Genomic DNA, 17,053 nt, shown 5'->3' with positions numbered 1-17,053 from the left:
CCACCGGCCACGTCGCCGAGCACGGCCACCGATCCGCCGGCAGGTGTTGCGCCCATCACACATTGGTGGTTATGGTGACGCATAATTGAACGCTTCGTTCGTTATTTGAACGTCCGAGAGGCAGTAATGAGTCATTCCGTCACCGCAGGCAGTCCGACCGAGACCAGCCGTCCCACCCAGTCCACCGCCAAGGTGATCCGGGCGGCCGTGCTCGGCACCGTGGTCGAGTACTACGACTTCGCGATCTACGGCTACATGGCGACGATGATCGCCAGCCACTTCTTCATCGAGAGCGACCCCACCACCGCGCTGCTGAACACGTTCGCCGCCTTCGCGGTCGCGTTCTTCCTGCGCGTCCCCGGCGGGATCTTCTTCGGGCACATCGGCGACAAGTACGGCCGCAAGCGCTCCCTGACCTACACGATCCTGCTGATGGCGATCGCCACGGCCGGGATCGGGATCCTGCCGACGTACGCCACGCTGGGCGTCTGGGCGACAGCGGTCCTGGTCCTCTGCCGCTGCCTGCAGGGCTTCGCGGCGGGCGGCGAGCTCAGTGGCGCCAACGCGTTCGTCGCGGAGAACGCCCCGGCCAGGCACCGCGCCTTCCAGACCTCGTTCGTGAACACCGGCACCTATCTGGGGTCCCTGCTGGCCGCGCTCGTCGCCCTCGGCGTCAACACGGCCTTCAGCGAGGAGACCATCAGCGATTGGGCCTGGCGCGTGCCGTTCCTGATCAGCCTGGTGATCGGCCTGATCGGCCTCTACATCCGCAGCCAGCTCCACGAGACCGATCAGTTCGAGGCCGTCCAGGAGTCCGAGGACATCGAGCAGTCGGCGTACCCCATCACCGACGTGCTCCGGCACGCCTGGCGCCAGGTCCTTCTCGTGGTCGGGCTCGGCGCGCTCATCGTCGGCGGCTACTACATCTGCTCCGTCTACGCGGCCAGCTACCTGCAGACCGAAGGCGGTCACTCCGCGGACGTCGCCTTCACCTCCACGTGCATCGCGATGGTCGCCGCCGTCATCAGCCTGCCGATCGCCGGCTACCTCGGCGACAGGTTCGGACGACGACCGGTCTTCTTCACCAGCTCCGGTCTCGTGGTCATTCTGACCATCCCGGCCTTCCTGCTGATGCGGGACGGTTCGGTCGGGGCCGCGATCGCGGCCCAGGCGACCCTCGCCTTCGTGATCGGCTGCAACAACGGCGTCTCGTTCTCGACGTACGCCGAGATCTTCCGCGCTCGCTACCGCTACAGCGGCATCGCGCTGGCCAACAACTTCACCAACATGACCCTGGGCGGGACGGCCCCCTTCATCGCGACGCTCCTGATCAGTCTGACCGGCAACAACCTCGCGCCGGCCGGCTTCCTGCTGTTCACCGCCGTGCTGTCGTTCATCGCCACGTTCTTCCTCCCCGAGACCCGCGGCAAGGAGCTCGAGCTGTGACCGATCGTGACTTCGCGGGCCGATCGGTCTTCGTCACCGGTGCCGCCGGCGGCCTGGGCCGCGCCTACAGCCTCGCGCTGGCGGCACGCGGCGCGCACGTGTGGGTCGCCGACCTGGACGAGGACGGCGCTCGAGGTCTGGCCCAGGAGGTCTCGGCCGCCGGGGGCTCGGCGCGGGCGGCCGCCCTCGACGTCGCCGACCCGGAGTCGTGGGCCCGGGTCGCGCGGGAGGTCGAGCAGGAAGGCCCCCTGCACGGCCTCGTGAACAACGCCGGCGTGAGCCTGCGTCTGGGCATCGAGGAGACCAGCGTCGAGCAGTGGAACCAGGTGATGGCGATCAACCTGTCCAGCGTCTTCTACGGGATGAAGTTCCTCGCCCCGGCCCTGACCAGCGCGAACGGCGCCTCGGTCGTCAACGTCTCCTCCATCGCCGGGATGGTCGGCTACTTCTCCGCGACGTACGGCACCAGCAAGTGGGGTGTGCGGGGACTGTCGAAGGTCGGCGCCCTGGAGTTCGCCGAGCGCAAGGTGCGGGTCAACTCGGTCCACCCCGGGCTGACCGGCACTCCGCTGCTGCATCAGGCGCCCGACAGCAGCTTCGTGGACGCGAGCCTCCGGTCCGTGCCGGAGGGGCGGCTCGCATCGCCCGACGAGATCGCCGCCGTGGTGTGCTTCCTGCTCTCCGACGCGTCGTCCTACGTCAACGGGGCCGAGCTGGTCGCCGACGGCGGACTGACGTCCGGCGGCCTCTACCACCGCATCCTGTCCGACCTGGGGACCGAGTGATGAGCCCCGAGCTCGAGGTCTTCGTGGAGGTCCAGCACTTCTACGGACGGCAGTCCCTGGCGATCGACCGGGGCGAGGCCGCCGACTGGGCCGCGATGTTCACCGCGGACGGCGTCTTCGACTCCCCCACCTACCCCGATCCGGTCGTCGGTACGTCGGCACTGGAGGAGTTCGCCCGGACGGTGCATCGGGGCAACCAGCATCTGCATCACATCGTGACGAACGTGGCGCTCGACGACGTCACCGACGATGCGGTCCTCGTGCGAGCGAACCTGCTCATCGTCACCACCCACGACATCACCACAGGTGAGGCGCGCATCGAGCGCATCACCACCATCACCGATCAGTTCCGGCGTCTGCCGGAGCTGCGGCTTCACCACCGTCTGGTCGTCCGCGACGGCCAGCCGGACCCACTCAAGAAGGAGCTACCCACCCATGACTGACGAACGTGCCACCTCGAATCCCGGCCGCGTCGACTTCTCCCCGCTGCCGGCCCTCAACCCCGAGCTCGGCGGACGTACCGTCGTCGTCACCGGGGCGGGCCGAGGGATGGGCGCTCTCTTCGTCGAGGAGCTCGCCCGCCGCGGCGTGAACGCCGTCGGAGGCGATCTCGACGGCGACGCGATGGCTGCGGTCGCGGACAAGATCAACGCCAACCTGTCAGGCGTCCCCGACGCGGGCCGTGTCGTCGGGATCGGCGCCGACGTGACCGACCCCGCCGCTCACGACGCGATGGCGGCCAAGGCTCTCGAGGAGTTCGGCCGGCTGGACATGTGGGTCAACAACGCCGGGGTCTTCCCGCAGGCCGAGTTCACCGACATCTCCCCCGACCAGCTCGCCCTCACCTACGGCGTCAACCTCAACGGGGTCGTCTACGGCGGCCAGACCGCCGCACGTCACTTCCGCACCGTCGGCGGCGGCGTGATCGTCAACATGGGCTCGGTCGCGGCTGTGCGTGCTCGGGTCACCCGTGCGACGTACAACTCCTCCAAGGCCGCGGTGAAGCACCTGACGACCTGCATGTCCGTCGAGCTCGGCCCGGACAACATCCGGGTCAACTCGATCGCTCCCGGCTTCATCGACACCGAGATGACCCGCTGGGTCCAGGAGGACCCGGTAGCGCTCGACCGCGCGCTCAGCACCGTCCCGCTGCGCCGCCTGGGCGCCCCGATCGAGGTCTTCAGCGCCCTCTACTTCCTGCTCTCCGACAGCGCCCGCTACATCACCGGGACCAACATCCCGGTGGACGGTGGCTCGCAGCATGTCTGAGCCGTACGACTACGACCTGATCGTCGTCGGCGCCGGTGGTGCCGGGCTGGCCGCGGCCATCTCGGCCGCCCAGGACGGGGCCAGGGTCCTGCTGCTCGAGTCGGAGGCCGAGGTCGGCGGGTCGACCCAGCTCTCGGCGGGCCTGCTCACCGCGGCCGGCACGGGCGTCCAAGAAGCCCTCGGCATCGAGGACTCCCCCGCTCGGATGTTCCAGCACTACATGGATCTCAACCAGTGGCGCGTCCTTCCGGGCCCGGTCCGGATGTTCTGCGAGGAGTCGAGCACGATCGTCGACTGGGTCACTGATCTCGGCGTCGAGATCCCCGCTCAGATCTCCCACAGCGCGCACATGCCGGGTCTGTCCCGCGCGGGCGTCGAGGACGTCTGGCGCGGCCACGTACCGAAGGACCAGGGCTACGGGCTGGTGCAGGCGCTCGAGAAGGCGCGCGCCCGGCTGGGTGTCGACCTGGCGCTCGGCAGCCGGGTCGACGACATCCTCGTCCGGGACGGCGAGGTGGCCGGCGTGGTCATCGAGGACACCGAGATCACCGCACCGAGCGTCGTGGTCGCCTCCGGCGGGCTCGCCGCCAACCCCGGTCTCGTGGAGAGGTACTTCCCCGAGACCTCGGTCGCCGGCGACGCGCTCTTCGTGGTCGCCGCTCCTGGCTCCCGTGGAGACCACATCGGCATCGCCGAGCGCCACGGTCTGTCCCTGTTCGGCGACGGCTGGGGCCTGCTCCTGGTCACCGCCGAGTTCCAGCGCTACCACCACTGGCAGAGCGGGTTCCCGCCGCCGTCCCGCATCCACGTCGACACCGACGGTCGCCGGTGCATGGACGAGGACGCTCCGTACGCAGTCAGCCCGGGGATCCTGAAGGACCACGGCGGCTGGGTCTGGTCGGTCTTCGACGAACGAGCCCGGACCGCCCTGCCGGAGGGGTACGCCGACTGGGCACCCGACCGCATCACCGAGGAGGTCGACAAGGGCGTGGTCCGGCGGGCCGAGACCCTGGACGAGCTCGCCGGCCTGATCGGGGTTCCGGCCGAGAACCTGACCGCGAGCGTCGAGCGGTTCAACGAGCTGTTCCAGGACGGTCGCGACGAGGACTTCCTCCGGCACGAGACCCTGGCCGGGAAGGGTGCCGACGCACATCTGGACCCGATCGGGTCCGGCCCGTTCTACGCCGTCCGGATGCTGCCGGCAGAGCTGGTCTGCACCCACACCGGACTCCAGATCGACGCCCACACCCGGGTGGTCAGGACGGACGGCCGCGCCGTACCAGGACTGTTCGCGGCCGGCGAGGCCGCGGGCGGCATCCTCGGCGAGCGCTACGTCGGCGGCGGCAACTCGGTCGCCCATGCGCTGGTGCTCGGCCGGGTGGCCGGGCGCAACGGCGCCCGACGCGCAGCGGAGATCACGCAGAGGCAGATGGAGGGCGCAGAGGCATGAGTCGCATCGAGGACCGGTTCGAGATCCAGGACGTGCTGTTCCGGTACGCGCGCGCCGTCGACCGGCTGGACTACGACGCCATCGCGGCGTGCTACTTCGACGACGCGATCGACGTCCACGGTGGCTACACCGGGAACGCGGCCGGGCTGGTCGAGGACATCCGGCAGCGCCATCAGACGATCGACTCGTCCCAGCACTTCATCAGCAACGTGCTGATCGACTTCGTCGACGACGACACGGCCAAGGTCGAGTCGTACTGTCTGTGCTTCCTGCGCCAGAAGCCGGCGCCGGGAGCGACCGAACAGGATCTCGCGGTCATCCGCTGCCGCTACGTGGACCGGTTCGAACGTCGCGACGGCCGGTGGGCCGTCGCCGACCGTGTCGTGGTCTTCGACGAGTCGCGCACCGTGTCGATGGTGGACCAGCTCGATCCCGCCTGGGTCGCCTCCCAGCGTGACATGAGCGATCCCGTCTACTCCTGACCGAGGCACGACCCCGGAACGGATCCCGGGTCTCGAGGCACATCGCCCGAGGCCCGGGATCCTGGCCGTTCTCAGCGTCCGTGCACGAGCAGCAGCGACCTGAGCTCCTCGGCCGCCTTGACCACGAGCGGGGCCGCACGATCCGCCGCATTCCGGTCCACGAGCGAGATCCCGAGACACGCCTCCGGCATCTTGGCCGGGGTGGGCACCGGCACGGACACACCCGCGACGCCAGGGATTATCTGCTCGAACGACAGCGCGTACCCCAGGCGTCGGGCCTCGCGCACCTCCTCGGAGTCGTCCTCGCTCGGCGGCCGGCCGGCGAGGATCGCGATCCCGCCCGAGCCGCGATCTATCTGGTGACGATGCCCGGTCCGGAACGAGAGATGGACCGCGGCGTTGCGCGGCTCCACGACGGCGATCGCCTGGACCTCGTTGTCGCTGACCGGGACCATGATGTGCGCGGTCCCACCGGTCGCGTCCGCCAGCTCGGCCAGCACCGGGTAGGCGATGCGGTGCAGGTCGCTGTCGACGTGCGAGGCGAGCTGCACGAGCCCATAGGACAGGTGGAAGCACTTGTTCTCGTCGCGGCGGACGATGTCGTGGGCTCGGTAGGTCTCCATCAGCCGATGCAGGGCCGTGCGGTTCATCCCCAGGTCCCGGCTCAACGACGCGAGGGTGACCCCCAGGGGATGCTCGGCCAGGTACCACAGCACCCGCAGACCACGATCGATCGTTTGCGCACCGGCCGGCGGCGCGGAATCAAGCATCTGAAGACGACCCTTCTCAAATGTGCGTTATATGAACATCCTACCCACCTCGAGTGCGAGGCCGGCACCGATATCCGACTCATCCGCCCCGCATATCGGAGTGCGGACTCCTCCCGGGCCTTACGTCCCGCATCCTGTTAGCGTCGTGAGGCGATGCCACATCGCAATTCGAATGGCAGCGTGCCCCGCCCGGAGTCGGCCACCCGAGTCGACTTCCGCTCACCGAACCTCGAGGACGGTCAGCATCTGTGGCGGATGGCACGGGAATCTCGGGTACTCGACGTCAACACCTCGTACGCCTACCTGCTGTGGGCGCGCGACTTCGCGGCGACATCGATCGTCGCGACCGTCGATGACGATCCAGGAGGATTCGTCATCGGCTACCGCCGTCCGGACGAGCCAGAGACCCTGATGATCTGGCAGGTCGCCGTCGACGAGCGGCACCGCGGCCAGGGCCTGGCCCGCCGCATGCTCGACGAGCTCGTCGACAGCCTCTCCAGGGAGGGCGTACGCCGCCTGGAGACGACCATCACCGCGGACAACAGCGCCTCCATCGCGCTGTTCACCTCGTTCGCGAACGCACGCAGCGCCCCGATCGAGCGCACGCCGCTCTTCGAGGCCGCGATGTTTCCCGACGGGCACGACCCGGAGCTGTTGTTCCGCATCGGCCCGTTCACGACCGCACGACCCGACGGGAACGCCCCCTCGGGATCGACGACACACGGAGGTGTCATGTCCATGACGACGACCACCGAACCTGCCACCGCGATCTTCGACTCCCTCGAGTCGCAGGTCCGCAGCTACTGCCGCAGCTGGCCGGCCGTGATGACCCACTCCCAAGGCTCCACCCTCACCAGCGAGGACGGGCGTGAGTTCCTGGACTTCTTCGCCGGGGCCGGCGCGCTCAACTACGGGCACAACAACCCCGCGCTGCTGGATCCGCTGCTCGACTACCTGCGCGAGGGGCGCATCGTGCACTCGCTGGACATGCACACCAGCGCCAAACGGGACTTCCTGCAGGCCTTCTCCGACCTGATCCTCGAGCCGCGCAATCTCGACTACAAGGTGATGTTCCCCGGTCCGACCGGGACCAACTCGGTCGAGGCCGCGCTCAAGCTGGCCCGCAAGGCGACCGGGCGCCAGCACGTGCTGTCCTTCACCAACGCGTTCCACGGGATGACGCTCGGCTCGCTGTCGGTGACCGGCAACTCGATGAAGCGCAGAGGCGCGGGCATCCCGCTGACCAACAGCTCGAAGATCCCGTACGACGACTACTTCAACGGTGCCGTCGACGACTTCATGTGGCTGGAGCGGGTGCTCCAGGACAGCGGCTCCGGCGTCGACAAGCCGGCCGCGATCATCGTGGAGTCCGTCCAGGGCGAGGGCGGTCTCAACGCCGCCCGGCTGGAGTGGCTCAAGGCGCTCTCGGACCTGTGCCGCGAGTACGACATCATCTTGATCGTCGACGACGTGCAGGCCGGCTGCGGGCGTACCGGCACCTTCTTCAGCTTCGAGGAGGCCGGGTTCACCCCCGACATCGTCTGCCTGTCGAAGTCGATCTCCGGCTTCGGCCTGCCGATGGCGCTGACCCTGATCCGGCCGGAGCTGGACCAGTTCGAGCCCGGCGAGCACAACGGCACCTTCCGTGGCCACAACCTCGCCTTCGTCACCGCCCGGGCGGCGTTGGAGACCTACTGGGCCGATGAGTCCTTCCAGAACGAGGTCCAGGCGAAGGCCGCCGAGCTGCGCGCGGGGCTGACGGAGATCGCCGAGCGGTACGAGGGTGCGACCGTCCGCGGTCGCGGTCTCCTCACCGGCATCGCCTTCCCGGACGTCAGCGCGGCCGGGAAGATCGCGACCGCGGCGTACGAGTGCGGCCTGCTGGTCGAGACCTCCGGGCCCGAGGACGAGGTGCTCAAGACGATGCCGCCGCTGACCATCAGCTCCGAGGAGCTCGCCCGCGGTCTCGCCGTCCTCGAGGAGGCCACCGCGTCCGTCCTCGGCAGCGCTGCCTGACCCCCCGACTCGAAACGGAGACAACATGCGCGTCACCTATCTGGAAGACCTCGACGACACCGACCGAGACGTACGCGTCGAGTCCGAGCACGGGACCTGGCGAAGCCGCCGGATCGTGCTGGCCCGCGAGGGCGTCGGCTTCTCCTTCCACGAGACCAACATCCCCGCCGGGACGACGAACGAGTTCTGGTACGCCAACCACATCGAGTGCGTCTACTGCGTCGGCGGTGAGGGCGAGCTCCTCGACCGCGAGACGGGTGAGACGTACGAGATCCGCGACGGGATGTGCTACCTGCTCGACAAGCACGACAAGCACACCGTCACCGCCACGACCGATCTGCGTCTGATCTGCACCTTCAACCCACCGGTCACCGGCCGCGAGGTGCACGACGACGACGGCGTCTACCCGCTTCTCACCGAGACCACGGAGGTCACTGCATGACCGCTGCAATCGAGCACGTCGAGGACGTGTACCCCACCCGCCTCGAGGAGGGCTTCAGCACGCTCCCCCGCCAGGACAAGGTCGTCTGGGGCACCGCGGCCGACGGGCCGATGGACCAGCAGACGCTCGACTCCTACGACGAGCGCGGCTACCTGACCGTCCCCGACCTCATCACGCCCGAGGAGGTCGCGGAGCTGCGCGCCGAGCTGCACCGGCTCAGCAACGACCCCGAGACCCGTGCCGACCAGCGCACCATCATCGAACCCGCCTCCCAGGAGGTGCGCTCGATCTTCGAGGTGCACCGGACCAGCGACATCGTCGCCCGGCTGGCGGCCGACCCGCGCGTGGTCGGCCGGGCCCGGCAGATCCTCGGGTCGGACGTCTACATCCACCAGAGCCGGATCAACCTCAAACCCGGCTTCGGCGGCGGTGACTTCTCCTGGCACTCCGACTTCGAGACCTGGCACGCCGAGGACGGCCTGCCTCGGATGAGGACCGTCAGCATCTCGATCTCGCTGACCGACAACCACTCCTTCAACGGGCCGCTGATGATCATGCCCGGCACGCACCGGACGTACGTCTCGTGCGGTGGCGCCACTCCTGAGGACAACTACAGGTCCTCGCTGGTGATGCAGGGCGCCGGCACCCCCGATCAGGAGACGGTCACGAAGATGGCGGACACCTACGGGATCGACGTGCTGGCCGGGGCCGCCGGCAGCGCGGTCATGTTCGACTGCAACTGCATGCACGGGTCCAACGGCAACATCACGCCGTACCCGCGCTCGAACGTCTTCCTGGTGTTCAACAGCGTGGAGAACACCGCGGTCGAGCCGTTCTCGGCGCCGAGGCCGCGGCCCACGTTCATCGGGGCGCGCGACTTCGCTCCGGTGGGCTGACCCCGCGGCCGGTCGCCTCTTCGCGCCCGAGCGGGTGCGGCGTACGTCTGCCTGATCTTTGCCTACCCCTAGGCTGAGCGCATGACACGTACCCGCGCCTTCTCGGGCGCCCTGACCGGCGCGGCTCTGCTCGTGCTGTCGCCCGCCCTGACGGCGTGCGGCGGCTCGGGCGAGGACTACGTGCAGGAGAAGACCGTCGAGCGGATCGCGACCGAGCAGCTCACCAACGCCATCGGCGTCACCCCCGAGGGTCTCGACTGCCCCGGCGACCTCGAGGGCAAGATCGGCACCGAGATGACCTGCGTCCTCACCTCCGAGGGCGAGAAGTACGACGCGATCATCACCGTCGACGACGTCGAGGGCAGCAGGGTCCACTTCAAGATCGACGTGCCGCCCAACGCCGCGGAGTAGTCCCGCAGAGTCCCCGGACCAGATAGCCTGTTGAGTCGTGTCCCCTCATGCGAGGCCCTTCTTCGACCATGTCGCGCGCGTGTGCGACGGAACTCCCTACAAGGCGACCGAGACCGCACGCGGCTTCGACGTGGAGCTCGACCTGGCCGACGAGCGCTGGCATGCCACGCTGACGGCCACCAAGCTCCACTGGGTCTTCACCTACCACGTCTCGATGCCGACCCGCTCCTCCTACGCGATCATCGAGGACACCCGCAGCCTCGTCTGGTTCGGCGACGTGCCCCACACGCAGAGGACCGGCGTACGCCGCATCGAGGCCGATGACGAGCAGACCGACCAGGGCGTATGGCACGTGCACGACCCCGAGTCCGTCCCCGACCTGGACCAGTACCGTTTCGATGCCGAGGAGGGCCGCACGCTGATCACCAGCGTCGCCCGGCTCTATGCGCTGCAGCAGCGCGGCGCGCGGCACGAGGGTGCCGGCTTCTCCGTCGCGGTCGGCCTGGTCGTGACGCTCTCGGTGATCGCGACCGTCATCGGCCTCGCCGTGATTCTCAACCTGCTCGGGACGTTCGGCGCGCCGTCGTGATCATGTAGTAAAGCCATCTGTGTGATGCTGGCCCGCATGGATCCGATCCGCGAGGCGAAACGGCAGTGGATCGCGCACGGCTGGGCCGACGCTGCCGACGGGATGGCGCTGGTGACCTCGCTCGTGCGCGTGCACCAGCTCGTGATGGAGCGCGTCGACTCCGCACTGCGCCCCCACGACCTCTCCTTCGCCCGCTACGAGGTGCTCCGCCTGCTCTCCTTCACCCAGGACGGCCAGCTCCCGATGGCCAAGCTCGGCTCCCGCCTCCAGGTCCACCCGGCCTCGGTGACCAGCGCCGTAGCTCGGCTGGAGAAGCAGGGATTCGTACGCCGCAGCCGCTCGGCAGCCGACGGGCGGGTGGTCCTCGCCGCCATCTCCGACGCCGGCCGGGAGGCGGTCGAGGCGGCCACGATCTCGCTCAACAGCGAGGTCTTCGAGAAGCCCGGCATCGAGGACGTACCCGGTCTGACCGGGCTGCTCACCCAGGTCCGCGCGGCCTCGGGGGACGCCGTCGGCTAACTCCCGGTGTAGCGAGGGGACCGTTGCAGGCGTGCCCCGCACGTCACCACGGCGGTGTTCGTCGTCCGACGATGTTGTTCCGCAACTGAGTGTCCTCTCGCAGCTTCAATCGGAGCCAGCCAGGCGTCCTCCGCAAGGTCGGCCGATGCAGCTCTTTGATGGCCCAGGCGGTCACCAGCACCCAGAACACAGAGACCGCAGCATCGACGTAATCCGACGTTCCTCCCACCAGATCAGCGACTCCCATAAGGGCTCCGCCTAAGAACATGAGCCCGCCAGGAAGAGCCGCGAAGCACCCCTTCACGAATTGGCCAGTGTCACGTTTCATTGTCCGGCGAACCAATGAACTTCCATTGCGGAACGCCCAGTGCCATACAAGCACCAGCAGAGCAAGCACGGCCGAACCCGCAGTGAAAATTCCATCGCCGAACGGATCCCCACCGCCAAACATCAGACCTCCATGAGAAAGCGGTCGTTGACCACGGCCGCGGGATGTTGCCCCAACGCGTCGACGACGGATCCAATTAGAGCCCTAGGGCATCGGCGGAGCACCGCAAACCGAAGGGCTGCCATTCCGCCCAGGTCACTCGCTCGGCTCCTCATCCTCGCTTGGAGGTTCAGACAAGAGGTAGCCACCCAGAACGGGCACGGCAAGTGACCACCAGTAGAACTCACCAGCCCATACATAGAGCGTTCCAGGCATCGAGATGAGGGAGCCGCCAACGACTATGATCAGATAGCGGAATAGAAGACTCTTGTTTGCAAGCCTCTTCAATATGGGCGGACTCAATCTTCTGCCATTCGTAGTCGGACTCCAACGAACCTGGACCAGACGAGCATGCTCTCCGGCCCCCATCGAGGCTCACTCCCTGAACGGTTCGCTCGAAGCCTGCGAACGAACCTTGGCCTCGGTCACCTTCCTTTGGATCTCCGATGCAATCTCTTTGCTTCTAGACGGGCGTCCCAACGCAGCCGTCAGGTTGCCCTGTTGGATCGCCCACGCCGTCACAGAAGACGCATCGATCTTTACGATTTCTAATCCCGCGGACCCCGACTCAGTCCAAGCCACATCGATCAGACTGATTCGCCGTTCTCCGACGAGATTGACCACAACGAGGTCATCACCGTCAATTCCGACCCATGGGCGAAGGATGAACACCCACGACCCCGCGGCACCTACGGCGACGAAACCAGCAACCCACCCAATCGTCCAAGCGTCACGGGTAACCGCGAGCATGAATGCAATCACCAGGCCGATCCACAAGTTTCCGCCGATCATGGTAAGTCGACTGGTCCCCCAAACAGGCGCACCGTTACGCCGCAATCGAGCCCTCAGTCGCGGCCGTCCCGATACCCAACCCGCGGAATTCATTAGCACTTTACCGACGTCATTTCTGAGCAACGTACTACCTGCCATCAGTTTCATGAGCCCACCACCCGAGTTTGCGATCATGTCGTAGCGACTAGAGCCTGCGGGCGACGAGCGCCACTGAACTCACAATCAAGGGAACGACCGAAACGTATATCAGAGATCGATAGGCCATGAGTTGAAAGCGACCCAATCTCTTGAGGGCGAAGAGCCTCATACCGCTGAGCAGCGTCATAAATATACATCCACTTAGCGAAATACTCGTGCCAACTCCATACATCGGAAACTCGAATACTCCGACAAGAATCCCAATAAGTAGGACACCGACAACCCCTAGCGAGAACATCTTGTTGAATTGAAGCCACGCCAACCTGTCAACGGCCTCGCGAAACGCCTGCGGATTTCGATCAGCAAAGGCACCCGCAAGACGCTCTCTCACATCATCGGCTTCTTCTTTGTCACCAGTCCAGATAAACGCTATCCGAGTCGTACAGAAGTTGGAGAGGTCAAGATCCCCATCGAGATTCATGAGCGCCGCCCTCCTCTCCCGACGCGACTCTTGCTCAGTCATCCCGCCGCTTGCCATAAATAACTTCACGCAACTCGGGATCATGCTCCATGGCCGTGCGAACCCATGTCGGAGTTCGCTTCAAGGTTGGGCGTTCGAACTCTTTGTATGACCAGATGCCGCAGGCCGCGAAAGCCAGGAGAAACGGCAAACCAACCCACGGAAAAACCGACGGCGAGAAGGACCAAATACGATCAGCCATCATAAAAGCAACTGGGAATGTCATCGACATGCTGCCAGGCAGCGCGCTGTAACCCAAGAGCACTTGAACACCTCGCATATGGCCTGCATGCCTCCACCGAGACGTCGGCTGACCGGCACGGAACAGGGCGTGCACAATCAGCAGCCAAACCGACAAGAGGGCGAACATCACGATCAAAATCAGCGGCGCTGGTTCGCCACTCCCAGTCGGCGAAGTCGCATCCTGCACGAAGTTCTCAACTACCACTTGCGGTTCACCCACGCCCCAATAGCACCGCGGGAACAAGGCGACAGGACTGGATCACGAACCCGGACATCCCCAAGACCTCCAACATCGAACCGACAACGCACATTGCTCGCCGGTCCCGAGTCGCGCTAGCGCCTCGGACGCTAGCCCCGAGCGGCATCGCCGCGACCAGAAACCACGCCTCTGTTACTTAGCCGTGGAAATCGGTGTCGTTACACAGCACACCGGTAGCCCCACCACGATCCCCCGCCGGAGCCTCCTGGAGTAGCCGTGGGCCCCGTCGCGGGAGGCGAGGACCCGGACCGCATGAAGCGCGTACTGGCGCGTACGTGAGGGACGACCTATGCTGGAATTACTTGGACGTCCAACTATTCCCTGGGAGACCCGCCCATGTCCGACCTCCACATCCCCCAGCACCACGTGCGGATCGTGACCGCGAGCAGCCTGTTCGACGGTCACGACGCGGCGATCAACATCATGCGCCGGATCTTCCAGGCCCAGGGGTGCGAGGTGATCCACCTCGGCCACAACCGCTCGGTGACCGAGATCGCCGACGCGGCCCTGCAGGAGGACGCCCACTGCGTCGCGGTCTCGTCCTACCAGGGCGGGCACGTGGAGTTCTTCGAGTATCTGGTCCGCGCGCTCAAGGAGCGTGGCGCCGGGCACGTCAAGGTCGTCGGCGGCGGCGGCGGGGTCATCGTTCCTTACGAGATCGAGCGGCTGGCCAACTCCGGCGTCAAGATCTTCTCCCCGGAGGACGGCCAGCGGCTGGGGCTGCCGGGGATGATCAACTCGGTCGTACGCGACGTCGACCGCGACCTGTGGCCCACCTTCGACTTCGCCGCCGAGGACGTGCTCGGCGGTTGCCCCCTCTCCTTCACGCGGTCCATCACCGCGGCCGAGCAGGGGCGGCTGCCGGCCGAGATCGCGGACCCGCTGCGTGAGGCCGATCGGGCGGTCGTCCTGGGCATCACCGGCACCGGCGGCTCAGGCAAGTCCTCGCTCACCGACGAGCTGGTCCGGCGGTTGCGCACCGACCAGGAGGACAAGATCCGGATCGGCATCCTCGCCATCGACCCGTCTCGGCGCCGCGGCGGCGGCGCGCTGCTGGGCGACCGGATCCGGATGAACTCGCTCGCGCCCATCACCGACGGCGGCCCCTCCTCGACGTTCTACCGCTCGCTCGCCACCCGCGGCGGCCACGAGGTGCCCGAGCACTTCGCCGACGTGCTCGCCGTGATGAAGTCCGCCGTCGACCTGGTGATCGTCGAGACCCCCGGCATCGGCCAGGGCGACACCGGGATCAGCGACTTCGTCGACGTCTCGCTCTATGTCATGACGCCCGAGTTCGGCGCCGCGAGCCAGCTGGAGAAGATCGACATGCTCGACTTCGCCGACGTGGTGGCGATCAACAAGTTCGAGCGGCGTGGGGCCGAGGACGCGCTGCGCGACGTGTCGCGCCAGCTCGTCCGCAACCGCGAGGCGTTCACCTCCTCGCCCGACGACATGCCGGTCTTCGGCACCTCGGCCGCCGCCTTCGACGACGACGGCGTCACCGCGCTCTACCAGCACCTGCGCGGGCTCCTCGCCGAGGCCGGGCTGGCGGTCGGGGAGGGTGTCCTCCCCCGCGTCTCGACCCGCCACTCGACGGGCCTGCACCCGATCATCCCCGAGAAGCGGGTCCGCTACCTGGCCGAGATCGCCGGCGACGTACGCGACTACCACGCGCACACCGTCGAGCTCGTCGCCGCGGCGCGCAAGGAGCAGGCCTACGAGATCGTGGCCGAGGACCACCCCGAGCTCGAGTCCCCCGCCTCCGAGATCCCCGATGACCTGCGGAAACAGCTCTCCTCGTGGGAGGAGACCAGGGAGACGTACGCCGCCGACGAGAGCGGCCGCACGTCGCTGGCGGGCAACTACATCCCGCGGGTGGCGACCCCTCGCTACACCGACCGCGGTGAGCTGACCCGGTTCCTGCGCAACGAGAACCTGCCCGGGTTCTTCCCGTTCACCGCGGGGGTCTTCCCCTACAAGCGGGCCAACGAGGACCCGGCGCGGATGTTCGCCGGCGAGGGCGACCCGTTCCGCACCAACCGCCGCTTCAAGCTGCTCTCCGAGGGCCAGCCCGCGACCCGGCTCTCGACCGCGTTCGACTCGGTGACGCTCTACGGCCGTGACCCCGACGTACGCCCCGACATCTACGGCAAGGTCGGCACCTCCGGCGTCTCGGTGGCGACGCTGGACGACATGAAGGCGCTCTACGACGGCTTCGACCTGCTGGCCCCGACGACCTCGGTGTCGATGACGATCAACGGACCGGCTCCGACGATCCTGGCCTTCTTCCTCAACACCGTGATCGACCAAGCGCGCGAGCGCGGGATCGACCCGGCGAAGGCGCTGCAGACGGTCCGCGGCACGGTGCAGGCCGACATCCTCAAGGAGGACCAGGGCCAGAACACCTGCCTGTTCTCCACGGAGTTCTCGCTGCGCTGCATGGCCGACATCCAGGAGTGGTTCATCGAGCAGGGAGTGCGCAACTTCTACTCGGTCTCGATCTCCGGCTATCACATCGCCGAGGCCGGGGCGAACCCCATCTCCCAGCTCGCCTTCACGCTGGCCAACGGGTTCACCTACGTCGAGTCCTACCTCGCCCGCGGGATGTCGATCGACGACTTCGCGCCCAACCTGTCGTTCTTCTTCTCCAACGGCATGGACCCGGAATACTCGGTCATCGGCCGGGTTGCCCGCCGGATCTGGGCGGTCGCCATGCGGGACCGCTACGGCGCCTCGGAGCGCTCGCAGAAGCTGAAGTACCACATCCAGACGAGCGGGCGCTCCCTGCACGCGCAGGAGATGGACTTCAACGACATCCGCACGACGCTGCAGGCGCTGATCGCGATCTATGACAACGCCCAGTCGCTGCACACCAACGCCTTCGACGAGGCCGTCACGACCCCGTCCGAGGAGTCGGTGCGGCGCGCGCTGGCGATCCAGCTGATCATCAACCGCGAGTGGGGCCTGGCGTTCAACGAGAACCCGCTCCAGGGCTCCTTCATCATCGACGAGCTCACCGACCTCGTCGAGGAGGCCGTGCTCAAGGAGTTCGACCGGATCTCGGAGCGCGGCGGTGTGCTCGGGGCGATGGAGACCGGCTACCAGCGCGGCAAGATCCAGGACGAGTCGATGCTCTACGAGCACCGCAAGCACGACGGCACCCTGCCGATCGTCGGCGTCAACACGTTCGTACGCTCCACCGACGGCGAGCCGGCCGGCCCCGTCGAGCTCGCCCGCGCGACCGAGACCGAGAAGAAGTCCCAGCTCGACCGCGTCCACGCCTACCAGGCGGCCCACGCGACCGAGGCGGAAGAGGCGATCGTACGCCTCAAGGAGGCCGCCACCTCCGACGGCAACGTCTTCGCCGCGCTCATGGACGCGGCCCGGGTCTGCTCGCTCGGGCAGGTCACCGAGGCGTTCTTCGAGGTCGGTGGACAGTACCGGCGCAACGTGTGACCACTCCCGCTGGTCGAGCCGGGCGGAGCGCCAGCGGAGCCCGTGTCGAGACCAACACGGTCGCTTACCGTGTTGGTCTCGAC

The 17,053-nt window shown here is 67.1% G+C and carries 17 protein-coding genes; 13 read left to right on the top strand and 4 right to left on the bottom strand.

The window, feature by feature from the left end; genetic code table 11:
* Positions 1 to 126 precede the first annotated feature (126 nt).
* From ACFV9G_RS20645 to ACFV9G_RS20620, 6 genes are read left to right on the top strand one after another with little or no spacing between them, the layout of a single operon-like run.
* Complete coding sequence (locus tag ACFV9G_RS20645) at positions 127 to 1,446, top strand: MFS transporter (RefSeq protein ID WP_378729410.1); 1,320 nt, start codon at positions 127 to 129, stop codon at positions 1,444 to 1,446.
* Positions 1,443 to 2,231: an SDR family NAD(P)-dependent oxidoreductase gene (locus tag ACFV9G_RS20640; protein WP_378729409.1), complete on the top strand. Its 789-nt coding sequence runs from the start codon at positions 1,443 to 1,445 to the stop codon at positions 2,229 to 2,231. Before ACFV9G_RS20645 ends, ACFV9G_RS20640 begins: the two co-directional genes overlap by 4 nt.
* Positions 2,231 to 2,674 (top strand): nuclear transport factor 2 family protein, encoded by a 444-nt coding sequence (locus ACFV9G_RS20635; protein ID WP_378729408.1) that lies wholly within the window; start codon positions 2,231 to 2,233, stop codon positions 2,672 to 2,674. Before ACFV9G_RS20640 ends, ACFV9G_RS20635 begins: the two co-directional genes overlap by 1 nt.
* Positions 2,667 to 3,500 (top strand): SDR family NAD(P)-dependent oxidoreductase, encoded by an 834-nt coding sequence (locus ACFV9G_RS20630; protein WP_378729407.1) that lies wholly within the window; start codon positions 2,667 to 2,669, stop codon positions 3,498 to 3,500. The genes ACFV9G_RS20635 and ACFV9G_RS20630 overlap by 8 nt, the downstream gene beginning before the upstream one ends.
* Positions 3,493 to 4,950: an FAD-dependent oxidoreductase gene (locus ACFV9G_RS20625; RefSeq protein WP_378729406.1), complete on the top strand. Its 1,458-nt coding sequence runs from the start codon at positions 3,493 to 3,495 to the stop codon at positions 4,948 to 4,950. Before ACFV9G_RS20630 ends, ACFV9G_RS20625 begins: the two co-directional genes overlap by 8 nt.
* Positions 4,947 to 5,432: a nuclear transport factor 2 family protein gene (locus ACFV9G_RS20620; protein ID WP_378729405.1), complete on the top strand. Its 486-nt coding sequence runs from the start codon at positions 4,947 to 4,949 to the stop codon at positions 5,430 to 5,432. Before ACFV9G_RS20625 ends, ACFV9G_RS20620 begins: the two co-directional genes overlap by 4 nt.
* A gap of 71 nt (positions 5,433 to 5,503) precedes the next feature.
* Here the strand turns inward: ACFV9G_RS20620 and ACFV9G_RS20615 are convergent, their stop codons facing one another.
* Positions 5,504 to 6,202 carry an IclR family transcriptional regulator gene (locus ACFV9G_RS20615; protein ID WP_378729404.1) on the bottom strand — a complete coding sequence of 233 codons (699 nt, stop codon included), beginning with the start codon at positions 6,200 to 6,202 and terminating at the stop codon, positions 5,504 to 5,506.
* 180 nt (positions 6,203 to 6,382) lie between these two features.
* On the opposite strand from ACFV9G_RS20615, the gene ectB reads away from it, so the two are divergent.
* From ectB to ACFV9G_RS20585, 6 genes are all read left to right on the top strand, one after another.
* A complete protein-coding gene (gene ectB, locus ACFV9G_RS20610) occupies positions 6,383 to 8,218 on the top strand; it encodes a diaminobutyrate--2-oxoglutarate transaminase (protein WP_378729403.1) in 1,836 nt (611 codons plus the stop codon).
* Between the two features lie 25 nt (positions 8,219 to 8,243).
* Positions 8,244 to 8,660 (top strand): ectoine synthase, encoded by a 417-nt coding sequence (locus ACFV9G_RS20605; RefSeq protein WP_378729402.1) that lies wholly within the window; start codon positions 8,244 to 8,246, stop codon positions 8,658 to 8,660.
* The gene (gene thpD / locus ACFV9G_RS20600) at positions 8,657 to 9,556 is read left to right on the top strand and encodes an ectoine hydroxylase (protein ID WP_378729401.1); all 900 of its coding nucleotides are present in this window, start codon (positions 8,657 to 8,659) and stop codon (positions 9,554 to 9,556) included. The genes ACFV9G_RS20605 and thpD overlap by 4 nt, the downstream gene beginning before the upstream one ends.
* An 81-nt stretch (positions 9,557 to 9,637) precedes the next feature.
* Entirely contained in the window at positions 9,638 to 9,967 is a 330-nt protein-coding gene (locus ACFV9G_RS20595) for a DUF4333 domain-containing protein (protein WP_378729400.1), read from the top strand.
* Between the two features lie 37 nt (positions 9,968 to 10,004).
* Positions 10,005 to 10,556, top strand: a complete 552-nt coding sequence (locus tag ACFV9G_RS20590) for a hypothetical protein (RefSeq protein WP_378729399.1) — start codon at positions 10,005 to 10,007, stop codon at positions 10,554 to 10,556.
* A gap of 36 nt (positions 10,557 to 10,592) precedes the next feature.
* Positions 10,593 to 11,075 (top strand): MarR family winged helix-turn-helix transcriptional regulator, encoded by a 483-nt coding sequence (locus ACFV9G_RS20585; protein ID WP_378729398.1) that lies wholly within the window; start codon positions 10,593 to 10,595, stop codon positions 11,073 to 11,075.
* Between the two features lie 862 nt (positions 11,076 to 11,937).
* Here the strand turns inward: ACFV9G_RS20585 and ACFV9G_RS20580 are convergent.
* The 3 genes from ACFV9G_RS20580 to ACFV9G_RS20570 form a co-directional block, all read right to left on the bottom strand.
* The gene (locus ACFV9G_RS20580) at positions 11,938 to 12,354 is read right to left on the bottom strand and encodes a hypothetical protein (RefSeq protein WP_378729397.1); all 417 of its coding nucleotides are present in this window, start codon (positions 12,352 to 12,354) and stop codon (positions 11,938 to 11,940) included.
* A 184-nt stretch (positions 12,355 to 12,538) separates the two neighbouring features.
* Positions 12,539 to 13,015 (bottom strand): hypothetical protein, encoded by a 477-nt coding sequence (locus ACFV9G_RS20575; protein ID WP_378729396.1) that lies wholly within the window; start codon positions 13,013 to 13,015, stop codon positions 12,539 to 12,541.
* Entirely contained in the window at positions 13,008 to 13,475 is a 468-nt protein-coding gene (locus tag ACFV9G_RS20570; RefSeq protein WP_378729395.1) for a hypothetical protein, read from the bottom strand. The genes ACFV9G_RS20575 and ACFV9G_RS20570 overlap by 8 nt, the downstream gene beginning before the upstream one ends.
* 375 nt (positions 13,476 to 13,850) lie before the next feature.
* Between ACFV9G_RS20570 and icmF the strand changes: the two genes are divergently transcribed.
* Positions 13,851 to 16,970, top strand: coding sequence for a fused isobutyryl-CoA mutase/GTPase IcmF (gene icmF / locus ACFV9G_RS20565; RefSeq protein WP_378729394.1), 3,120 nt, complete (start codon positions 13,851 to 13,853; stop codon positions 16,968 to 16,970).
* The last annotated feature ends 83 nt before the right edge of the window (positions 16,971 to 17,053 follow it).

It is taken from the genome of Nocardioides sp. NPDC059952, assembly GCF_042730435.1.
In the GTDB taxonomy this organism is placed as follows: Bacteria; Actinomycetota; Actinomycetes; order Propionibacteriales; family Nocardioidaceae; genus Nocardioides.
This window is presented reverse-complemented; position numbering and strand designations above follow the sequence as displayed.

Coding starts and splice junctions, on each gene's coding strand:
- ACFV9G_RS20645 (WP_378729410.1), top strand. CDS start 127: ATGAGTCATTCCGTCACCGCAGGCAGTCCGACCGAGACCAGCCGTCCC.
- ACFV9G_RS20635 (WP_378729408.1), top strand. CDS start 2,231: ATGAGCCCCGAGCTCGAGGTCTTCGTGGAGGTCCAGCACTTCTACGGA.
- ACFV9G_RS20630 (WP_378729407.1), top strand. CDS start 2,667: ATGACTGACGAACGTGCCACCTCGAATCCCGGCCGCGTCGACTTCTCC.
- ACFV9G_RS20625 (WP_378729406.1), top strand. CDS start 3,493: ATGTCTGAGCCGTACGACTACGACCTGATCGTCGTCGGCGCCGGTGGT.
- ACFV9G_RS20620 (WP_378729405.1), top strand. CDS start 4,947: ATGAGTCGCATCGAGGACCGGTTCGAGATCCAGGACGTGCTGTTCCGG.
- ACFV9G_RS20615 (WP_378729404.1), bottom strand. CDS start 6,202: ATGCTTGATTCCGCGCCGCCGGCCGGTGCGCAAACGATCGATCGTGGT.
- ACFV9G_RS20605 (WP_378729402.1), top strand. CDS start 8,244: ATGCGCGTCACCTATCTGGAAGACCTCGACGACACCGACCGAGACGTA.
- thpD (WP_378729401.1), top strand. CDS start 8,657: ATGACCGCTGCAATCGAGCACGTCGAGGACGTGTACCCCACCCGCCTC.
- ACFV9G_RS20595 (WP_378729400.1), top strand. CDS start 9,638: ATGACACGTACCCGCGCCTTCTCGGGCGCCCTGACCGGCGCGGCTCTG.
- ACFV9G_RS20585 (WP_378729398.1), top strand. CDS start 10,593: ATGGATCCGATCCGCGAGGCGAAACGGCAGTGGATCGCGCACGGCTGG.
- ACFV9G_RS20580 (WP_378729397.1), bottom strand. CDS start 12,354: ATGATCGGCGGAAACTTGTGGATCGGCCTGGTGATTGCATTCATGCTC.
- ACFV9G_RS20575 (WP_378729396.1), bottom strand. CDS start 13,015: ATGACTGAGCAAGAGTCGCGTCGGGAGAGGAGGGCGGCGCTCATGAAT.
- icmF (WP_378729394.1), top strand. CDS start 13,851: ATGTCCGACCTCCACATCCCCCAGCACCACGTGCGGATCGTGACCGCG.